Origin of the sequence: Desulfovibrio cuneatus DSM 11391, from assembly GCF_000430005.1 — a bacterium.
Taxonomy (GTDB): Bacteria; Desulfobacterota; Desulfovibrionia; order Desulfovibrionales; family Desulfovibrionaceae; genus Frigididesulfovibrio; species Frigididesulfovibrio cuneatus.
In genome coordinates this window covers 1-18678 of sequence record NZ_AUCY01000050.1, presented here as the reverse complement: position 1 = coordinate 18678, position 18678 = coordinate 1, and the positions used below count along the sequence as shown (strand labels likewise).

Sequence of the window (18678 nt, the reverse complement as noted above, 5' to 3'; positions counted from 1 at the left end):
AAGGCGCGATGTTTTTTTGCAAGGGCGGGCTGGGCTCTTTGGCCCTGCCCCCGTTGCAAAAAAGCAAGCAACGTAGCCAAACGAAAAAAGACACGCTTACAACACTTCGTACACTCGAGCGTAGACGTTATCATACACCAACCGAAAATACGGCGCAAAACGCGGGTCATCCGGCGGGGCCACCAGTAACTGCACCATCAGCGTATAGTAAAACACATCATCCACTACCAGCTTGTCATTACTGGGCGCAGTAAACCCAAAATACCCCACCCGGTTCTTCCAAAACCGAGCCAGCATACTCATCTCGGTATGTTCTTCTGCCATGGTGGCATTTTCCAGGTTAAAAATAAAATGGTTCCCCCCTTTGGCATACGTCTGGCGTGTTATGCCAGAGGGGTGAAACAGGCTAATGCTGCGGGCCTGCACAGGCTTGCCGCCCTTGGCAGCCACCTGCCCTGTTTCCATATTAAATTCCAGGGCAGTAGCCAGGTTATTCATAAGGGAACCCGGCCCGCTTTTGCGGATAAAATTCCACGAACCGTATTTATTAATCCAAATGCCCAAGCGCAGGTGCTCAAAACTAAGTACAATATACTGCTTGCCCGGCGCTTCCACCAGGGGTGCTGTTTTATCGCTAAGGGCTTCCATCAGCTCCTGGGCCTGAGTGCCGGTAAGGCCCTCAAACACGTTACCCGGATCATTACCCTTACTAGCCGTGTATTTAATAAGCTGGCGGGCAAAGCGCGGGTCTGCCGTGGTATACACCGCCGCTGGTAAATACAAGGAAGGCCCACCGTGGCGGGCACCGTCGGCAATGGCGGTGCGGTGGGAAAAATGATGCACAGCATAGCCCCAGTCCCACCAGTTCCACACAATACTGTCTTCCGGGGTATTATGGCGAATAAATTGCAAGGCCTGGGCATGCTGCTGGCTAATAACCGGCCCCTGAGTAAGGTTTGGCAACAGCATGGCCAAAGGCCAGGCCAAAAACAGCACCACACACAGCGCCGCCCCCAGGGCCACCACCCTGCGCCACACCCGGCCCAGGCACTTCTGGCACAGGCGCTCGGCTACTTCCCACACCATGCCCAGCACAGCACCGCCCCCCAGGGCAAAGGCCAACATCAGGGGCGGGGCGCCAAACATGGTCATGCGCCCCCCCATGCGAATGCTCAAAAACGCCAGGGCCAGCAACGGGACAAACCATAAAAACGCGGGCATAATCAGTACAAGCACGGCAAAAAAGAACAGGCTTACGGCAATAACCCACCCTGCCGGGTAAATGTAGCTCAGCAATTCATCCAGGTTCACTTCCTGCACTTCAATAATGGACTGCGCCACAGAGGGAAACACCACCGGGTCGCTTACCGCGCTCAAGGGGCTTACGTCACCGCTTCTGTTTACATACGAACGAAAGGAGTCGCGCATAATGGCAAACACCTGGGCGTCCATAACCAGCACCAGGGCCACCCCCCACAATACCCAAAGAGAAGCCTTATGCCGCACCACCCGTAGGGAAATTTGCCGCAAGCGTGCAGCCCATGAAGGACGTGATGGGTCATGTGAAGGCTCATGGTCTGCCTGGGCCTGTTGCCCGGAAACCACCAGAGCCCACGCCCAGGCCCCGGCAAGCAGGGCTCCGGGCAGGCCAGCCACCAGGGGCAGCACGTGGCACAAAGAGGCTTGCAAAAGCACACGCCGTGCTTTTTGCGGGCCAAACACCAAAATAAGCGTAGGCAACAGCAGGGCAGAAAAGCGGGTAAGGTAGGGGAACAAAGAATGCCATTCCTGCACAGAATATCCAAACACCCCCCACACCAGCAGCGCCGCCAGCCACTTGGGGGAATAAACCACCTGCTGCATGGCTTCGGCAGAAAGGGACAACGGCCCTGGCAGAACTCCTGCCGGGGAAACCCGCACCCAGCGGGCCTGCAAGGCAATAAAAAAGCGCTGCACACAGGCAAGGTGCTTTTTCCCGGCGCACAGGGAAGCAAGCAATTCTGCCGGAGTAATCAGCCACGGGCTTACCCAAATGGCAGGCACAAGCCCCAATAATATGGCAAAGGAAAGCACCACAAGGTCGGTATCATAAAAACCCAGCAAGGTGCGGGCAAGAAAGGCCGGGGAAAGGGAGGTAAGCACCCCTGCCACAAAACCGGCACAAGGAAAGCCAAAGGCCCAACCCCACAAAAACACAGTAACCCCCACAAGACTGCCCATAACAGGGGCCAGCCAGAAACCGGCATTGGCTGTGGGTATGCCAAACATGCCAGCCACGCTTCCCACCAACTCAGACATAGGGTGCCCGGCACCAAATTCAAACCCTTCGGCCCCGGCAATCCAGTGGTAGGCATCATGGGTGGCCAGCAAATATTCATTGCCAAGCGTATAGGCGGGGTTTTGCCAATAGGGAATTTCCAGCAGACGTACCCCAAGACTGAATAAAAAACATACGCATAAACAAGCAATGCCAAAAAACAACCGCTCACGGCTGTGCGGCTGCTCCTGCCCCAATAACGGGGGGAACAGTTGTGAAGAAAAAGGAATGAAACTTCTTTGCCGCCAACCCAACATGCCTGCTCTCACTTTCAATAGATTGCCTTGGGGAAACTTGTACTTAGGGAAAGGTCGTCAAACGAAAACAATCACTGGCATCAAGAAATACTGAGTCTTTTCGCAGAGGTGAAAAGAATCAGCGTTTCCCCAGGGCCCAGAAATGACGGAAACCACCTCCCACAATCCCATACTCCATGGCCCCGCGCACAACCCACCCCTGGGGTAATTGTTCTGGCGGCGGCACCAACGTAAGAAAAACCACCAGCCCTTCAGGGGCCATAAATTTCCCCACAAGCTCCAGGACCTTCTCCCACGGCAAAAAAGCCCGGCTCACCACCAAATCTGCTGGTGGGGCTTTTTCCATAAATTTTTCGGCCCGCCCACGAAAGACCTTCACCCCTGGCATCTGGCACATGGCAAGCACACTTTGCAAAAACAGCGCCCGCTTTTCCCGTGCTTCCACAAGGGTATAGGTGCCATCCTCCCACACCAGGCGCAAGGGCACCCCAGGCAACCCGGCCCCGGCCCCAAGGTCCCAGCATTCGGGCTGCGCAGGCAATGGCAAGGTGACCAAAAAATCCGCAAGGTGCCAACTGTCGGCACACAAATTCGCCACAGCTTCCTGCCAGGAAGTAGCCCCCACAAGGTTCATGCGGGCATTCCATTGCATGAGCATGGTGACATACCGCAGCAGCCGATCATAAAAACGACTGTCAGCAGCAGCAAGGCAATGGGGCGTGCTGGCAAGGTTCGTGCACTCAGCCTCAAGCGATTCACGGGTAAGCGCAACGGCCGGAGCAGATGCAACAGCCTGGCCTGCGCTCTTTTCGGCATTCTCTGCCAAGGGGGAGTAGGGGGTATTTGCTTCCAAAGGAGTTTCTGCTTTTGTTTCGGTATACTGCCCATGGGACGACTGCATAATATATCCTTTTTTGCGGTGTTTCACAAGGCTCTTTGCACCATTATCCCTGCCGGATTCATAAGGAAACAGCCTACCCCCGGCTTATTCCACGGCAATGCCCCCACGGCCCTGCCCCGCCTAACACCACCCGGCCACAGGCGAAGGGTTTTTCACTTGGCAAGCGTGTACTGTTTAGGGTAGAAGACCAAGGGCTCCATGAAACATGGCGTTCAGGAAGGCGACAACGCCCTCCGTAAATAAAAATCCCGTTTTTTGCCATAATCAGACAACGGCATTGCCACAACCACTCCCGGCGTGCCCAGGGCACCCGCACACATTACGGAGGATTGCATGAGCACCACTGCCCTTCTTTTTCCCGGCCAAGGCTCCCAAGAGCCAGGCATGGGCCGCGAACTAGCCGACGCCAATGCCGATATCATGGCCCTGTGGAAAAAAGCAGAACGCATTAGCGGGCACCCCCTGCGCGATATTTACTGGAGCGACGACACCGCCGCCATGGCCCGCACCAATTATTTGCAGCCAGCCCTTACCGTGGCCAACATGGCCGTGTGGACGCACATTGCAGGCAAGTGCCGCCCCGTGGCGGCTGCCGGGCACAGCCTTGGGGAATACAGCGCCCTTGCCGCTGCTGGGGTTTTGCCCCTTGAAGCCGTGCTGGAACTGGTTAGCCTGCGCGGCAGGCTGATGCATGAAGCAGACCCGGAGGGCAAGGGAGCCATGGCAGCGGTGCTGAAGCTGAACGCCGCCCAAGTTACCGAATGCATTGAAGAAGCCAAGAAAACCAGCGGGGAACTGCTGGTGGTGGCAAACTATAACACCCCGGCCCAATTTGTGGCCAGCGGCACCCAAAAGGCCATTGCTGCCTTGCAAGAATGTGTAAAGGCCCGCAAAGGCCGCGCCCTGCCCCTGGCGGTTTCCGGCGCGTTCCACAGCCCGCTTCTGGCGGAAGCTGCGGCAGAAATGGAAAAAGCCATTCATGCCCTGCCCAAAAGCACCTGGAATAATGCCTACTTCCCGGTGTTTACCAACACCACGGGGCAAGGCTTTACCGATGCAAGCGCCCTGCAAAACGAGTTGTGCAAGCAAATGACCTCTTCCGTATTCTGGGTAGACACGGTACAAAACCTGTTCACGGCAGGGGCCCGGCACTTTGTGGAATGCGGCCCCAAGAATGTCCTCTCCCGCATGGTAGACCCCATTCTTGCGGAATTTCCCGCCGCTGCCCCGGCAGAAGGCGCGGAAAAGCCCTGGCTGGCAGAAGCTGCCAGCGCCATGCTCCAGTAAGAAATTATCCTATTGAATTTTGTTAATTTTTATTGGGGGACGCTGTCCCCCAACCCCCTGCAAGGGACGTGACGCCCCTTGACCCCCATTTGCGTTCAGCTTTTCGCGTAGCGAAAACTGAACGCCGAAGAGGGGTTCCAAGGGCATCATGCCCTTGGCGGTGGGGTTTGGGGAGGCAGAGCCTTCCCAAAAAAATACATGAAAAGGAATCAAAATGGCTCTCAGTATCGGAATAGTAGGGCTGCCTAACGTAGGTAAGTCCACCCTGTTTAACGCCCTGACCAAGGCCCAAAATGCCGAGGCAGCCAACTACCCTTTTTGCACCATTGAACCCAACAAGGCCACGGTGCCCGTACCCGATGCGCGGCTTGCCAAGCTTTCCGAACTGGTAAAGCCCCAGCGCGTACAGCACGCCACTGTTGATTTTATCGACATTGCGGGCCTTGTGCGCGGTGCCAGCAAAGGGGAAGGCCTGGGCAACCAATTTCTTGCCAACATTCGCGAATGTGCTGCCATTTTGGAAGTGGTGCGCTGTTTTGATGATGAAAATATTACCCACGTGGACGGGGCAATAAACCCCCTGCGCGATATTGAAACCATTGAAACAGAACTGCTTATTGCCGACATGCAGAGCCTGGAAAAGCGCCTTGAGCGGGCCAGAAAATCTGCCAAGTCAGACAAAACAGCCGCTGCCCTGGCAGGGGAACTGGAAGAATTGCTGGCCCACCTGGATAAAGGCCTGCCCGCCAAAACGTATGCCGGAAAAACAAGCGACGCCCTGGCCCAAACCATGCGCGACCTTGGCCTGCTTACTGCCAAAAAAATTATTTATTGCGCCAACGTGGATGAAGCCAACCTGGCAGACCCAGACAAGCTGGCCCATGTGCAAGCCCTGAAAAAGCTGGCGGCAGAACGCGGGGCAGATACCGTGGTGGTATGCGCCAAAATTGAGGAAGAATTGCAAGGCCTTTCCGATGCCGAGCAAATGGAAATTCTGGATTCCTACAACGTAACGGAAAGCAGCCTTGTGCGCGTTATTCACACAGGGTTCCACACCCTTGGGCTTATCTGCTACTTTACAGCAGGGGTAAAGGAAGTGCGAGCCTGGACGATTCCGCTGGGGGCAAAAGCCCCGGAAGCGGCAGGGGTTATTCACACCGACTTTGAGCGCGGGTTCATTCGGGCAGAAGTTATTGCCTATGACGAGTATGTGCGCCTGGGTTCGGAAGCGGCTGCCCGAACTGCTGGGCAATTGCGGGTGGAAGGCAAGGAATACGTTGTGAATGACGGGGATGTTGTGCATTTCCTTTTCAACGTGTAGGGGAAAGCGCTGATTTTGTGCGGCGCACCGCCGCCATACCATTGTGGTGCTTTTACTCACGTACCGGCTGGTGGGCGGGCTGCTGCTGCGTGTTACCAGGGGTATGCATTTTGCCCAGCACGTTGCCCAGGGCCACCTGGAAGAACCTATTCCTGAATCATCCACCGACGAGGTGGGGCTGCTGGCTGCTTCTGTGGAAACAATGGTGCACGGGCTGGGTGAAATGGTAGAAAAAGCCGAGGCCAGCAACAAAAGCAAAAGTCGGTTTCTGGCCCGCATGAGCCATGAAATACGCACTCCTATGAATGCCAGAATGGGCATGGCTCACCTGTGCCAGCACACCCCCATTCTGGCACTCACAGCCCACGCCTTTACTGAAGATAAGGAAAAAAGCCTTGTGGCAGGCATGAACGACTACCTCACAAAGCCCATTGATTATACGGTGCTGGTAAATAAATTGGTGCAGCATGTGCGGAAACTGTGCCGTGGGGCACCCACTGCGCCCACATGTTCTCTACGCAGCCCACACAGAAATGCAGGGGTAAAGGCGGGTAAAGACGCTTCCCCTTGCCTTGCCCCACTCCCGCCAAGCCACCTGCACCACTTCCCCTTGTTTCGATAAGCACAACACTAAGAACCATTACCACCTACTGTTTTCATTACGTTATTCAACTATTTCTACTCTGTTGTTGCTCTTGCCTGCATAATTTTATACTATCCCCAGTAATTAGTTACTTCCTGCATACCAGTTGCCAGGGCATGGCACCACTGTTCTGCATCATCCTTGTTTCTTTTTCTGGGAGAACACAATGCAACGTGTTGCATTTGTAGCAACAAGTCTGAAAAGCACTGCACAAGCATCAGAAAACACAGGCCATGCATGGTACCCGCAGGGTCAAGGCTGTGGCACATGCCTATAACCACGCTTCTTGGCAATGCCTGGCAAGCCCAGCGCCACGCAGCCCTTTCAGGCTGCGGCTTTACCCTGGCCATTGGCTGGTTGTGGTTTGAAGAGTTACGGGCATTATGGCTGCCAGAACAAACAGGCAATTTTGGGATGCTGGCTCTGGCCGGGTTTGGGGCTACCCTATGCGGCACAAGCCTGCTGTTGCATTTTCGCCGGGGGGCCTCTTTCCCTGTGCCGTTTGCCCACCTCACCCATGGGGCAGCCCTTGTGGTGCTGCTTGCTGCATGGCTTTTGCAGCCATGGCCCTGGGCTTTTGCCCTGCTTGTGGGCATGAGCGGTGCAGGCACAAGCATTTTCTGGCTGGCCCACATGCTACGCCCAACCCCATGCCACACCCTGAACACCCTGGTATGGGCCGGGGGGGCAAGCCTGTTCCTGGCCTGGGGCGCCGCCCAGGTATTGTCTGCTTTCCCGCTTGTTCCCGTGTCTTCCCTTTGGCTGCTGGCGGCCTTGTGCCCCGCTTTGGCCTGGCTGCTTTCTTTTGGCCTGCCAAACCATAGCCTTTCGGGCCATAATACGCCCCCCCCATCGGCTCCTCAGCACGACAACAGCACTCAAACACAGGGGCAGAACACACCCAAACTACGCCTGCTGGCCTGCGGCCTTACATGGGGGTTTGTCTTTTTCTGCCTTGGCCTTGCCTTTGCAATCCCCTTTACCCCACTCACCACCTGGGCCTGGGCACAAGGGCCAGCCTATTTTGCCGGAACGATTGCAGCCTGTACCCTGTGCCACAGCCTTTCCCGCATTGACCCCCTCCCAACAAACCACAACCTGTACATGCTGGCCTGTGCCTTTGGCTTGCTGGGGCTTGTGGCCCTGCCCATTTTTTACCCCACCTTCTGGCCCGGCAAATACATTCTGGCTGGCTGGCTAGAAGCCCTGGGCATGGCTGGCATTGCTCTTTCCCTCTTCAAAACAGCCACCACCACCCCCCTGTTGCCACTCAAACATGCAGCCGTAACCCTGCTGCTCATTCTGGCTGCGGTGAATGGGGGCACTCTTGCTGGCAACGCCTTGGCCAGGGCAAAAAACCACTCGGTCATTTTTGAACCGCTGTTATTGTTGCTGTGCGCCGGGCTACTGCTGGGCATAGGTCTGTACCGCCGCTACCTGGGCACAATGCACCCAGCCCCAGGCAAACCGCCAGAAGTTCCCCCGGCAACAGGTCGTCCTTCTGGCCCAAGGCATTCAGGCCCAATAGCATTGGCAGGAATCCCCAAAGACACATTCACTGAAAAAGAACAGGCTATTGCCGTGCTTATGCTGCAAGGCTTTACCAACAGCGCCATTGCCAAGGCCACGGGCATTACAGAAAACACCGTGCGCTGGCATATCAAAAACCTGTACAAAAAAACAGGCACTGCCAACCGCCAAGAGCTGGCGGCGATGCTTTCCGGCAATACTGGCAACAAGTCGGCATAGTGAGCTTCCCGCCCCCCTCCCAATACTGCCTTACTTATGTACCTTCCCTAAAGCCGACGGCAGTCGCGAGCGTAGCGGGCCGTGGAGCGAGGGCGGAGTGTGCGGGCGGCTTTGCTGTCTGCACATTTCCACGATGCCCGAGCGAAAAAAAGTAGCACCTTGACATACTTCAAATAATGTTGAAATATCAAACCATGAACACCAACGATGCGACCATTATTTTTGAGGCGCTGTCCTCCCCCATTCGCCTGAACATATTCAAGCTGCTGGTAAAGTATGGGGACGAAGGGCTGGTGGCTGGCGACATTGCCACAGCCCTGGACGTACCCCCCACTAACCTTTCCTTCCACCTGAAAGCACTGCTCCACGCCAAACTTGTTTCCGTGGAGCAAATCGGGCGTTTTATGTGGTACCGGGCAAACATACCCCTGATGCTGGCGGTTATTGGCTACATGACAGAAGAATGCTGCGCCAACCAGCCGGAAAAGTGCCTGGCCTACCGCAAGGCCAGTGCAGTGCCCCCGGAGTTTTTTGAAAAAAAGAACTGATGCCTTACTGAAGCAACATTTTTTTTGCGCAAATATTCAATACTTCTACAACTATTAAAACCCACTGAAATCATATGGTAAAAAATACTTTACAACAGCCACAGCCTGATATTCGAGAAATAGTTCGCGTGCAATACGGGGCCATTGCCACCACCCAAAACACATCCTGCTGCTCTGGCAGTGGCTGCTGTGGTGGGCCAATGCCCCAGGGCTCCCTTGCCAAAGCCATAGGCTATGATGCAGAAAGTCTTTCTTCTGTGCCAGAAGGGGCAGACATGGGCCTTTCCTGTGGCAACCCCATTGCCCTGGCGGCGTTGCAGCCGGGGGCCACCGTAGTTGACCTTGGCAGCGGCGGCGGCTTTGATGTGTTTCAGGCAGGACAAAAAGTAGGTGCCACGGGAAGGGTGATTGGCGTAGATATGACCCCGGAAATGCTGACAAAAGCACGAAACAACATAGCCGCCTACCAAGAACACACCGGCCTTGATAACGTAGAATTCCGCCTGGCTGAAATTGAACACCTGCCTGTGGCAGACAACAGCGTTGACGTGGTGCTTTCCAACTGCGTCATCAACCTTTCCCCAAACAAGCCCCAAGTGTGGCGTGAAGTATACCGGGTACTGAAGCCCGGTGGTTCCGTTTCCGTTTCAGACCTTGCCCTGTTACAACCCCTGCCGGAAGCCGTATGCTCCATGGTGGCTGCCCTTGTGGGCTGCGTGGCTGGTGCTGTGCTGGTGGAAGAAACCCGAACCATGCTGGAGCAAGCGGGTTTTTCCCAAATCACGCTAACCCCTAAGCCGGAATACGTACAGCAAATGGAACAATGGAATGATCCACTCTATCAGGAAATAACCAACGCCCTGCCACACGGTGAGCAAATTGCCCACTACGTGGTCAGCCTGAACATTGAAGCAAAAAAATAGGGAACTCCCATGCGTATTTTATTCCTGTGCACAGGTAATTCATGCCGCTCCATACTGGCAGAAGCAATTTTTAACAGTCTCGCTCCAGCGGGTTTTGTTGCCCAAAGCGCAGGCAGCAAGCCTGCCGGGTATGTGCACCCCGGCGCCCTGGCAGAACTGGCTCGCCATGGCATTGCCAACACGGGTTTTACCAGCAAAAGCTGGGACGCCATTGCCCACACGCCAGATATTGTTATCACGTTATGTGCCAGCGCAGCGGGGGAAACATGCCCCGTGTACCTGGGGAATGTGCTGCGCGTGCATTGGGGCGTTGCCGACCCTGCCGGGGTAAGTGACCCCGCCGCCCAGGAGCAAGCCTTTGCCCATGCTTATGCGGTGCTACGTGCACGCATTACCGATTTCTTCCGCCTTATTGCAGAACAAGGGGCTGCCCTTGCCACAAACCGGCCAGAATTGGAAAAAGAACTGGCTGCCATTGGCCAGCGGCACAACGACCAATAGCCACCCCAAGGAGCGTTATGTCTACTTCCCCAAGTGAGCCGAACCAGAACGGGCAAGGCTGCTGCTGTAAAAAACCTGAACAAAAGCCCCGGCGTTCCTTCAACAACACCACCTACTTTGCCACCCTTGCCCTGGTGGCCCTGGTGTGGTGGGGGGCATATTCCCACACCATTCCTTTTTCCCAGTGGGTTACCTATTCGCTCTTTGGCCTTGCCAAAGGCACCCATGCGGCAGACGCCCTGGAATTTTTTCTGTACGACACGGCAAAAATTCTGCTGCTTCTTGTAGCCATGGTATATGCCATTGCCTGGGTGCGCATTAGCCTGAGTGTGGAAAAGGTGCGCGATTTCCTTACCGGAAAAAAACGCATCATCGGCTACCTCATGGGGTCTGGCTTTGGGGCCGTAACGCCTTTTTGCTCCTGTTCCAGCATTCCACTGTTCATGGGGTTCACCGCGGCCAGAATCCCCTTGGGCATTACCATGGCCTTTCTCATTACCTCCCCCCTTATCAACGAAGTGGCCATTGTTATTTTGTGGGGCCTGCTAGGGTGGAAATTTACGGTAGTGTACGTGACTGTAGGCATGTTTGCGGGCATTGTGGGCGGCTTTTTTATGGACCGCCTGAAGGCCGAACGCTGGCTACAGCCCTTTTTACTGCAAAACGCCAACATGCCGCTGCAACAACCTGTAACGGAAGGTGCCCCGGCCCCTACCTTTACGGTGGCCCAGCGCCATGCCTTTGCCTTTGCTGAAACACGCGACATTTTCCGGCGTGTGTGGATGTGGGTTATTATTGGTGTGGCTGTTGGCGCAGCCTTACACGGCTATGTGCCCCAGGAATGGATTACAGGCACCTTGGGCAAGGGCCAGTGGTGGAGCGTACCCCTGGCGGTTTCCATTGGCATTCCACTGTATACCAACGTTACCGGCATTATTCCTGTTATGGAAAGCCTGCTTATGAAAGGCCTGCCCCTTGGCACCACCCTGGCCCTGTGCATGAGCACCATTGCCGTGAGTTTGCCGGAAGTGCTTATGCTGAAGCAAGTAATGCGCTGGCAGTTGCTGGCCCTGTTTGTGGTTATGATGCTGGTTATTTTCACGCTGGTGGGGTGGTTTTTTAATGCAATGAACTTTACCCTTTTATAACGCCAAAAAAACACAAGGAGAACAAGAATGATCATTAAAGTATTGGGCCCCGGCTGCCCCAAGTGCAAAGAAGCGGCAACCCTGGTAAGCGCTGTTGTAGCAGAACTGAACACCACCGCCACGGTGGAAAAGGTAACGGACCTGCCGGAAATTATGCGCCTTGGGGTGCTTTCCACCCCGGCAGTGGTTATTGATGGGGCTGTGAAATGCACAGGCCGTATTCCCACAAAAGATGAGTTGGTTGGCTGGATTACAGGCGCTTAGAGAAATCCGTCACTTTTTCGTTTGACGGACCATTTGTCAGAGTCTGTTATGTTACGCAAACCATCCCTAAAGCCGACGGCAGTCGCGAGCGTAGCGAGCCGTGGAGCGACAAGGCGGGGCTCCGGTGGCTGTACCGCCGGAGCATGTACCCCGCGCAGGAGCGAATAAATGGAACCAACACCACTGCAACGTCTTTCGTTTTTAGACCGTTTCCTTACCCTGTGGATATTCCTTGCCATGGGCATTGGGGTGGGGCTGGGCTGGGCCATGCCCGGGGTCAAAAACGTCATCAACTTTTTTCAGGTGGGCACCACCAACATTCCCATTGCCATTGGCCTTATTTTGATGATGTACCCGCCCCTTGCCAAGGTAAAGTACGAACAGCTCGGCAAAGTATTCCGCAACAAGCGGGTGCTGCTGCTTTCCCTGGTGCAGAACTGGGTTATTGGCCCGGTGCTCATGTTTTTACTGGCTATTGCCTTTCTTTCCGGCAACAACAGCTACATGGTGGGGCTTATTCTTATTGGCCTGGCCCGCTGCATTGCCATGGTTATTGTGTGGAACGATTTGGCCGGGGGCGACAGGGAATATTGCGCCGGGCTTGTGGCCTTCAACTCCATTTTTCAGGTGCTGTTCTTTTCTGTGTATGCCTATGTATTCATCACGGTGCTGCCTGGCTGGCTGGGCTTTTCCGGCGCGGTGGTGAACATCAGCATGGGGCAAATAGCTGAAAGCGTGTTTATTTACCTGGGCATTCCCTTTATTGCCGGGGTGGCTTCGCGCCTTTACGGGCTCAAGCGCGGGCTGGAATGGTATGAGAACGTCTTCCTGCCGCGCATCAGCCCCTGGACCCTGCGGGCACTGCTTTTCACCATTCTGGTCATGTTTTCCCTGAAAGGGGAACACATTGTGCAACTTCCCATGGACGTAGTGCAGGTGGCTATTCCGCTGCTAGTGTATTTCCTTATTATGTTTGTGGTTTCCTTTTACCTTTCCAAGCGGGTGGGGGCAAACTACGAACAGTCTGCCACCCTGGCCTTTACCGCCGCTTCCAACAACTTTGAGCTCGCCATTGCCGTGGCTATTGCCGTGTTTGGCCTGAACTCCGGTGAAGCCTTTGTGGCAGTTATCGGGCCACTGGTAGAAGTGCCTGTGCTTATTGCCCTGGTGCACGTGGCCCTGTGGCTCAAAAAACGATGGTTTACCTCTGCAACACAATAAACATTGGCGGCTTTGCAGGGCTATTCATACAAAGCCGCATTTTACTAACAAAACAAGTGGAAACCATTGCACATTTGAAATTATTGCACTTTACTTGGGGAGGCTCTGCCTCCCCAACCCCCTCCGCAAAGGGCATCATGCCCTTGGAACCCGCATCAGCGCTCACGTTTCCGCTTCGCGAGAAAGTGAGCGCAAATGGGGGGTCAAGGGGAATCATTCCCCTTGCAGGGGGCTGGGGGACAGCGTCCCCCAATAAAAATTAATAACATTCATTATGTAATACTCTCAAAGGGAGAAGCCCATGCGTGTGAATATTCTCTTGCTCGTCATACTGTTGCTGGCAGGCGTTACCCCGGCAACCGCCGCCACCCTGCCTGTTCCCGGCACTGTCACCATGGTAGACTTGGGGGCAGATTCCTGTATTCCCTGCAAAATGATGGCCCCCATATTAACCAAGCTTAAAGCAGAGTATGCGGGCCGGGCAGAAGTTGCGTTTATTGACGTATGGAAAAACTCCGGGGCTGGAAAAGAATACGGCATCCGGGTTATTCCCACGCAGATTTTTTATGACAAAACCGGGAAAGAAGTAAAAAGGCATGAAGGCTTTCTTGATGAAGCCTCTCTCCGCCAAGAACTTGATGCCCTATTGAAAGAGTAAGCCGTGCTGGACCAGTTTTTTCTTACCCTTAATGCCTGGATGGTGAGCAGCTTTGGCATTGCTCTTGTAGGAAGCTTTTTATGGGGCGTTGTCAGCGTACTGTTCAGCCCATGCCACCTTGCCTCTATTCCCCTGGTTGTTGCCTACGTGGCAGGGCAAAACAAAATGATGGAAGGCAAGGAAGCCGCCGGGTATGCTGGCCTGTTCAGTATTGGGCTTTTCATTTCCATTGCCCTTGTGGGCATTGCCTGCGCCTTGCTGGGGCGCATGCTGGGCGACATTTCCCCGTTATGGGGTATTCCTGTTGGCCTGCTGTTTCTGTACCTTGGGCTTGACCTCATGGGGGTAGCCAAATGCAGGCTGCCCTCTGCCAAAGGAGCCTTACAACTACGCGGCTATTCCGGGGCGCTTATTCTTGGGCTTTCCTATGGCATATTATCCGGCGCATGCACCTTTGGGTTTATTGCCCCTCTCCTTGCCATCGTTACCGTACAAGAAAAAATAATGCACGGCATTGCCCTGCTCCTGCTTTTTGGCCTGGGCCATTGCCTGCCCATTGCCCTTGCGGGAAGTTCCACTGCCCTTGCCCAACGGCTGGTGGCCGACAAAGGCATACAGCACATTTCCAGTTGGGGCCGCAAAGTTGCCGGGCTTATTGTTGTGTGCATTGGCCTTTATTTTGCGGTGTCTCCTTTTGTATCCCCCAATGCCGGGCTGTAACATTCAAGCAACTCCTGCCGCGTGTAAGTACCCAAAAAATCAAGGGATTTTTGCACAAAAATACTCCTCCCCGGAATGTGCCGGAAAGGAGTTATGGTGCAGGGAAAAGCGTTTTCTGGAAATCACCAAGACTATGGAGATTTCTCCAGAATAGCGGATTACTTTTGGGGTTCTTGTGGCGCAGGTTTTTTGTTGGGAGCTTTGAAGGTTACATGGGCTTCATCCCCAGCTTCTTCCGGGTCAATGGAATCGGGACACGGCCTGTCAGATTCTGCCGAAACCGCAAGAGCATCTTCACATACCCCTGCATCAACCTCGTGTTCCTGTTCAGAAGTATTCATGTGATGCTTCCTTGTAAATCAATTACGTACATATTTTGGGCATATTCCCACAGTAACAACACACACCCAATGCGTGTGCCTTTACAGAAAACAATAGCCACGCTCACAACTATGTCAAGCAAGGAACAACAGAAATATTTTAGCGCCGTTCCGGGGGAGAAGAAGCGCCCGGCCCTCATAACGTATCGTGCGCTTTGCGCAGGGGGTAACGCCCACCACACAAAGCGCACTCCTCTCATACTAGGAACGCCAACGCTTACTTTTTAAGAATCGTGCCTACCCACTGCACGCAGGCCTGCATCACCGTACCCAGGTATTGGCTAAACGCTTCTTGCGGCTGACCTTCCGGGGTAAAGCGGTTTTGAATTTCTCCAATATATACTTCAGGCTGTTGCATCAACGGCACATTTAAAAACACAAGAGACTGGCGCAAGTGGTGGTTAGCCCCAAAGCCGCCAATTGCCCCAATGGATATGCTCACCACAGCCCCAGGCTTGCCACTGAACATATTCTGCCCGTATGGCCGCGAGCCAACATCCAGGGCGTTCTTCAGCGCGGCAGGCAAGGAGCGGTTATATTCCGGTGTCACAAACAGCAGCGCGTCTGCCTTGCCAATGCGTTTACGAAACTCTGCCCATGTGGCGGGTGGTTCTGCGGTATCAAGGTCTTCATTGTACAGGGGCAATTGCCCAATGGGAACAATATCAAAGGTATATTCTTTTGGGGCAGCCGCTATAAGCGCTTTTGCCGTTTTCAGTGAATAGGCTTCCTTGCGCAAACTGCCAACAAGTACCGCAACATGTATAGGGGTTTTCATCGTGTTCTCCTTTATGGGTTACAGGGAAAATAGTACCGAACGGAGTCTGTTTAGGCAGACGACCAAAACCAAAAGTTTTGAAAGAACAAGGCAGTTATGCCGCCGGTAGCGGCTCTTCAAGGAAAAATGCCTTTTTACTTGTAAATGGAGCAAAAAACTTACAACAGCGTATGTTCGCTGTGTACATTTGTAGAATAATGCCCTGTGGGGCATTGTCCAGCAACCACGGGGCAATATAAATACAAAAGGATAAAAAGGGGGGCGAACATTACAAATCAATAAGCTATATAAAAGATAAACTACACAAACTTTTCTGTAAATCAGAGAATAACTCTATATTTTCCGCTGTACACGGCATGTTATTTACGCAAACGCTGATAACAACCGGGCGTCACCGCAAAAAACTTCACCAGCATACGGTGAAAATGGCTTTGGTCGGCATACCCTGCGGCCTGTGCCGCTTCAACCACGCTGCATCCCCGGCGCAGCATAAGGCGGGCTTGTTCCAGGCGCACACTGTGCAGGTAAGCCCGTGGTGGCAACCCTGTGCTGCGGCGCACTGCGCGGGAATAACTTTCCCGCCGCATGCCTGCCTGTGTAGCCAGTGTTTGCACCTTGGGGCGTTCCTCCCCTTCCATGCCGTGCAGGGTGGTGGTGGGGCCGTTGGCCAAAGCAATACCGCCATCATGTACCAAGGTCACCAAAAAGGCAGCCCACTGGGCCGGGGTGCCGCCCCCCTGTTGTGCTGCCTCCACCATGGCAAGGGCCTGCTGGAATAACGCAGGGCTACGCAGCACAGGCCGGGCAACGGTCAGTAACAATTGCGGCACAGGGCCTTCGCCTGTGGCTTCAAGGCCGTGCCCAAACAGGGTGCTGGCTACCCAGGCAGCATCAAAAAACAGCATGTGGTAACTGCGGGCCTGCCCCTGTTCCGGGTTGCAACTGTGGGCCTGCCACGGAGCAATCAGTACAAGGTCGCCTGCCACGGCAAGGTGAGGCGTATCCACCAGGGAAAACCGGGTGCGCCCCTGCAAAATTAGCCCAAGGCAAAACTGGCTGTGCAAATGCTGGGCATAAGGCTGCGTGCTGTGCAACGTGGTGCGAATTTCCAGAAACGGCACATGGCTAGGGGCCACAAAGCACTGCTGCATGCTGTTCGTTTCTTTCTGAATAAACATTTTTGTTCCCACCTCTTGCTTATAAAAAGACACTGTATCACTCAGGCTTATAGTTTTGTTCGGCGGCCTTTTGCAACCACATTGCTGCCTCCTGCTTGTTCACAGGAATACCGTCACCACGTTCCAACATCTTGCCTAAATTATATTGGGCAACGCCAAGCCCCTGCTCCGCAGCTTTGCGGTACCACTGTGCAGCCTCTTCCTTGTTTAGTGGTATTCCAGCACCATCGTGCAACATTGTTCCAAGCGCCTCTTGAGCTTCGGCATAGCCCTGCTCAGCGGCTAATCGAAAATATTTCTCCGCTTCCAAGCTATTTGATTGCAACACCCCTTCACATCCATCCCGATACAATTCACCAAGATGACATTGGGCACGATCCACACCCTTTGCGGCCGCCTTCCGTAAAAGTCTAATACCTTCTTCTACATCCTTGGACGCTCCAGCTCCAGCAAGTAGGATAACCCCAAGGTTGTTCTGAGCTTTAGCATATCCTAAATCGGCAGCTTTACGATACCAAAAAACGGCTTGTTGTTTATCTTCTGGAATACCATCACCAATGTATAGCATGAAGGCAAGATTAAACTGTGCCAAAGCCTCATTTTGTTCTGCAGCAGCATGAAACCACTTTTTAGCTAAGACTTTATTTTGGGGAAAACCAATACCTTCAAAATACAACACGCCCAAATTATTTTGTGCTTTAGTATGTCCTTGTTTAGCTGCACATTCATACCATTCTGCTGCCTTTATGTTGTCAATAACAACGCCTTTCCCCTGTTGGTACATCCAACCAACCTGAAACTGTGCATCTTTATTCCCTTGCTCCGCAGCCTTCAAGAGCCAATCAAATGCCTTAAAAAAGTCAGGGGTTACATTTTTTCCAGTATAGTAAGCCATCCCCAAACCATATTGTGCTTCTGCATCCCCCTTTTGTGCTTTTTCAAAAAGTTCAGGAGAGTATACCATAGAACTTTTCTCACCATCTTCTATTGAATCTATGGGGTCATTCAAATTCGCAACTACGTTCTTAGCTTTATCTTTTAACTCTTTCCCCAATTCTTCAGCTTCTCGTAACACGGAATTTGCAGCATTAGTTACTATTTTTCTCAATTTAGACAGTTCTGCCAAAATTACTTTTGCACTTTCTATTTCCCCACGTAGCTGAGTATTGGCCTTACAAATGTTCTCTAATTCTTGTTTCGCTACCGTGGATTCTTTCTCTAATTTACCGATATTCATCCGAATATTCCAAAATGATAAACCCAATACCCCTAAAAAAATCGTAGCTAATGCTGTCACAAAAGCCACCCCCCAATTAACACGGCCTTCAATCTTATCCAGCGCTGTCTGCATCTGCTCATGAATAGCGAGTTTCAACTCGGCAGTAAGTTGGGCTTTATAGTCAGGCACCAACCCTTGACCAACGCCAGTGGAGACGGCTCCAGCCCCATTTGAGGCAACGGTTTCATTAACAGATACCGGCTTGTGTGGTTCTCCCACAGCAGGAGTATTTCCCCCTGGTGCGTGGCTCGTTTTGCCTTCTTGTACCTGCAAAGCCTGTTTTCCCATAGTCATATTCTGAGTTGCTTCTGCAACCCAGGGCAAGCACAGCATACCTAGTAGCATACCAAAAACACACAATTTTCTCACGCAGCCTCCCCGTATTATCCCACAACTGGTACAATAGTTCCCCACCGCATAGCATACCCCGTGCCTACTGCCAATATCCAAAAAGCAAACGGCTTTGCTGCCCATCCATCTCCACACCACAAGAACCTACCCTAAAGCCGACGGCAGTCGCGAGCGTAGCGAGCCGTGGAGCGAGGGCGGAGGGCAAAGGCGGCTTTGCCGCCGAAGCATCTCCACGACGCCTGAGCGAAAGGAAA

General features: G+C 53.5%; 18 protein-coding genes. 12 read left to right on the top strand and 6 right to left on the bottom strand.

The annotated features are described in order from the left end of the window. Positions 1-96: 96 nt before the first annotated feature. A complete protein-coding gene (locus tag G497_RS0111645; protein WP_245576389.1) occupies positions 97-2586 on the bottom strand; it encodes an STT3 domain-containing protein in 2490 nt (829 codons plus the stop codon). 106 nt (positions 2587-2692) lie between these two features. Then, the gene (locus G497_RS17995) at positions 2693-3475 is read right to left on the bottom strand and encodes a 16S rRNA (guanine(527)-N(7))-methyltransferase RsmG (protein ID WP_051258083.1); all 783 of its coding nucleotides are present in this window, start codon (positions 3473-3475) and stop codon (positions 2693-2695) included. A 333-nt stretch (positions 3476-3808) separates the two neighbouring features. On the opposite strand from G497_RS17995, the gene G497_RS17990 reads away from it, so the two are divergent. From G497_RS17990 to G497_RS0111575, 12 genes are all read left to right on the top strand, one after another. Then, positions 3809-4762 (top strand): ACP S-malonyltransferase, encoded by a 954-nt coding sequence (locus tag G497_RS17990; protein WP_034637746.1) that lies wholly within the window; start codon positions 3809-3811, stop codon positions 4760-4762. A gap of 214 nt (positions 4763-4976) precedes the next feature. Further along, positions 4977-6083, top strand: a complete 1107-nt coding sequence (gene ychF / locus G497_RS0111630) for a redox-regulated ATPase YchF (protein ID WP_027188273.1) — start codon at positions 4977-4979, stop codon at positions 6081-6083. A 43-nt stretch (positions 6084-6126) separates the two neighbouring features. Next, positions 6127-6705 carry a HAMP domain-containing protein gene (locus G497_RS0111625; protein ID WP_027188272.1) on the top strand — a complete coding sequence of 193 codons (579 nt, stop codon included), beginning with the start codon at positions 6127-6129 and terminating at the stop codon, positions 6703-6705. 288 nt (positions 6706-6993) lie between these two features. Beyond that, entirely contained in the window at positions 6994-8475 is a 1482-nt protein-coding gene (locus G497_RS17985) for a helix-turn-helix domain-containing protein (protein WP_034637745.1), read from the top strand. A gap of 194 nt (positions 8476-8669) precedes the next feature. Next, complete coding sequence (locus G497_RS0111610) at positions 8670-9023, top strand: ArsR/SmtB family transcription factor (protein ID WP_027188270.1); 354 nt, start codon at positions 8670-8672, stop codon at positions 9021-9023. Between the two features lie 74 nt (positions 9024-9097). After that, positions 9098-9946 carry an arsenite methyltransferase gene (arsM, locus tag G497_RS0111605; RefSeq protein ID WP_051258082.1) on the top strand — a complete coding sequence of 283 codons (849 nt, stop codon included), beginning with the start codon at positions 9098-9100 and terminating at the stop codon, positions 9944-9946. Between the two features lie 9 nt (positions 9947-9955). Continuing rightward, positions 9956-10447, top strand: a complete 492-nt coding sequence (locus tag G497_RS0111600; RefSeq protein ID WP_027188268.1) for an arsenate reductase ArsC — start codon at positions 9956-9958, stop codon at positions 10445-10447. 17 nt (positions 10448-10464) lie between these two features. Beyond that, the gene (locus tag G497_RS0111595; RefSeq protein WP_084516261.1) at positions 10465-11595 is read left to right on the top strand and encodes a permease; all 1131 of its coding nucleotides are present in this window, start codon (positions 10465-10467) and stop codon (positions 11593-11595) included. Between the two features lie 27 nt (positions 11596-11622). Continuing rightward, a complete protein-coding gene (locus tag G497_RS0111590; RefSeq protein ID WP_027188266.1) occupies positions 11623-11859 on the top strand; it encodes a thioredoxin family protein in 237 nt (78 codons plus the stop codon). Between the two features lie 168 nt (positions 11860-12027). Next, positions 12028-13080 carry an ACR3 family arsenite efflux transporter gene (gene arsB / locus G497_RS0111585; protein ID WP_027188265.1) on the top strand — a complete coding sequence of 351 codons (1053 nt, stop codon included), beginning with the start codon at positions 12028-12030 and terminating at the stop codon, positions 13078-13080. A 301-nt stretch (positions 13081-13381) separates the two neighbouring features. After that, the gene (locus G497_RS0111580) at positions 13382-13738 is read left to right on the top strand and encodes a thioredoxin family protein (RefSeq protein WP_027188264.1); all 357 of its coding nucleotides are present in this window, start codon (positions 13382-13384) and stop codon (positions 13736-13738) included. 3 nt (positions 13739-13741) lie between these two features. Further along, positions 13742-14458 carry a cytochrome c biogenesis CcdA family protein gene (locus G497_RS0111575; RefSeq protein ID WP_027188263.1) on the top strand — a complete coding sequence of 239 codons (717 nt, stop codon included), beginning with the start codon at positions 13742-13744 and terminating at the stop codon, positions 14456-14458. A 158-nt stretch (positions 14459-14616) separates the two neighbouring features. Here G497_RS0111575 and G497_RS0111570 read toward each other — a convergent pair whose 3' ends face one another. The 4 genes from G497_RS0111570 to G497_RS17980 form a co-directional block, all read right to left on the bottom strand. Further along, the gene (locus G497_RS0111570) at positions 14617-14799 is read right to left on the bottom strand and encodes a hypothetical protein (RefSeq protein ID WP_027188262.1); all 183 of its coding nucleotides are present in this window, start codon (positions 14797-14799) and stop codon (positions 14617-14619) included. A 256-nt stretch (positions 14800-15055) separates the two neighbouring features. Next, positions 15056-15616: an NADPH-dependent FMN reductase gene (locus G497_RS0111565; protein WP_027188261.1), complete on the bottom strand. Its 561-nt coding sequence runs from the start codon at positions 15614-15616 to the stop codon at positions 15056-15058. 359 nt (positions 15617-15975) lie between these two features. Continuing rightward, positions 15976-16794 carry an AraC family transcriptional regulator gene (locus G497_RS0111560; protein ID WP_027188260.1) on the bottom strand — a complete coding sequence of 273 codons (819 nt, stop codon included), beginning with the start codon at positions 16792-16794 and terminating at the stop codon, positions 15976-15978. Between the two features lie 37 nt (positions 16795-16831). Continuing rightward, the gene (locus tag G497_RS17980; RefSeq protein ID WP_051258081.1) at positions 16832-18367 is read right to left on the bottom strand and encodes a tetratricopeptide repeat protein; all 1536 of its coding nucleotides are present in this window, start codon (positions 18365-18367) and stop codon (positions 16832-16834) included. Positions 18368-18678 lie beyond the last annotated feature (311 nt).

What these genes read in the sequence shown, in the direction of transcription:
- G497_RS17995 (WP_051258083.1), bottom strand. Translation starts at nt 3,475, where the DNA reads ATGCAGTCGTCCCATGGGCAGTATACCGAAACAAAAGCAGAAACTCCT.
- G497_RS17990 (WP_034637746.1), top strand. Translation starts at nt 3,809, where the DNA reads ATGAGCACCACTGCCCTTCTTTTTCCCGGCCAAGGCTCCCAAGAGCCA.
- ychF (WP_027188273.1), top strand. Translation starts at nt 4,977, where the DNA reads ATGGCTCTCAGTATCGGAATAGTAGGGCTGCCTAACGTAGGTAAGTCC.
- G497_RS17985 (WP_034637745.1), top strand. Translation starts at nt 6,994, where the DNA reads ATGCCTATAACCACGCTTCTTGGCAATGCCTGGCAAGCCCAGCGCCAC.
- G497_RS0111610 (WP_027188270.1), top strand. Translation starts at nt 8,670, where the DNA reads ATGAACACCAACGATGCGACCATTATTTTTGAGGCGCTGTCCTCCCCC.
- arsM (WP_051258082.1), top strand. Translation starts at nt 9,098, where the DNA reads ATGGTAAAAAATACTTTACAACAGCCACAGCCTGATATTCGAGAAATA.
- G497_RS0111600 (WP_027188268.1), top strand. Translation starts at nt 9,956, where the DNA reads ATGCGTATTTTATTCCTGTGCACAGGTAATTCATGCCGCTCCATACTG.
- G497_RS0111595 (WP_084516261.1), top strand. Translation starts at nt 10,465, where the DNA reads ATGTCTACTTCCCCAAGTGAGCCGAACCAGAACGGGCAAGGCTGCTGC.
- G497_RS0111590 (WP_027188266.1), top strand. Translation starts at nt 11,623, where the DNA reads ATGATCATTAAAGTATTGGGCCCCGGCTGCCCCAAGTGCAAAGAAGCG.
- arsB (WP_027188265.1), top strand. Translation starts at nt 12,028, where the DNA reads ATGGAACCAACACCACTGCAACGTCTTTCGTTTTTAGACCGTTTCCTT.
- G497_RS0111580 (WP_027188264.1), top strand. Translation starts at nt 13,382, where the DNA reads ATGCGTGTGAATATTCTCTTGCTCGTCATACTGTTGCTGGCAGGCGTT.
- G497_RS0111570 (WP_027188262.1), bottom strand. Translation starts at nt 14,799, where the DNA reads ATGAATACTTCTGAACAGGAACACGAGGTTGATGCAGGGGTATGTGAA.
- G497_RS0111565 (WP_027188261.1), bottom strand. Translation starts at nt 15,616, where the DNA reads ATGAAAACCCCTATACATGTTGCGGTACTTGTTGGCAGTTTGCGCAAG.
- G497_RS0111560 (WP_027188260.1), bottom strand. Translation starts at nt 16,794, where the DNA reads ATGTTTATTCAGAAAGAAACGAACAGCATGCAGCAGTGCTTTGTGGCC.
- G497_RS17980 (WP_051258081.1), bottom strand. Translation starts at nt 18,367, where the DNA reads ATGACTATGGGAAAACAGGCTTTGCAGGTACAAGAAGGCAAAACGAGC.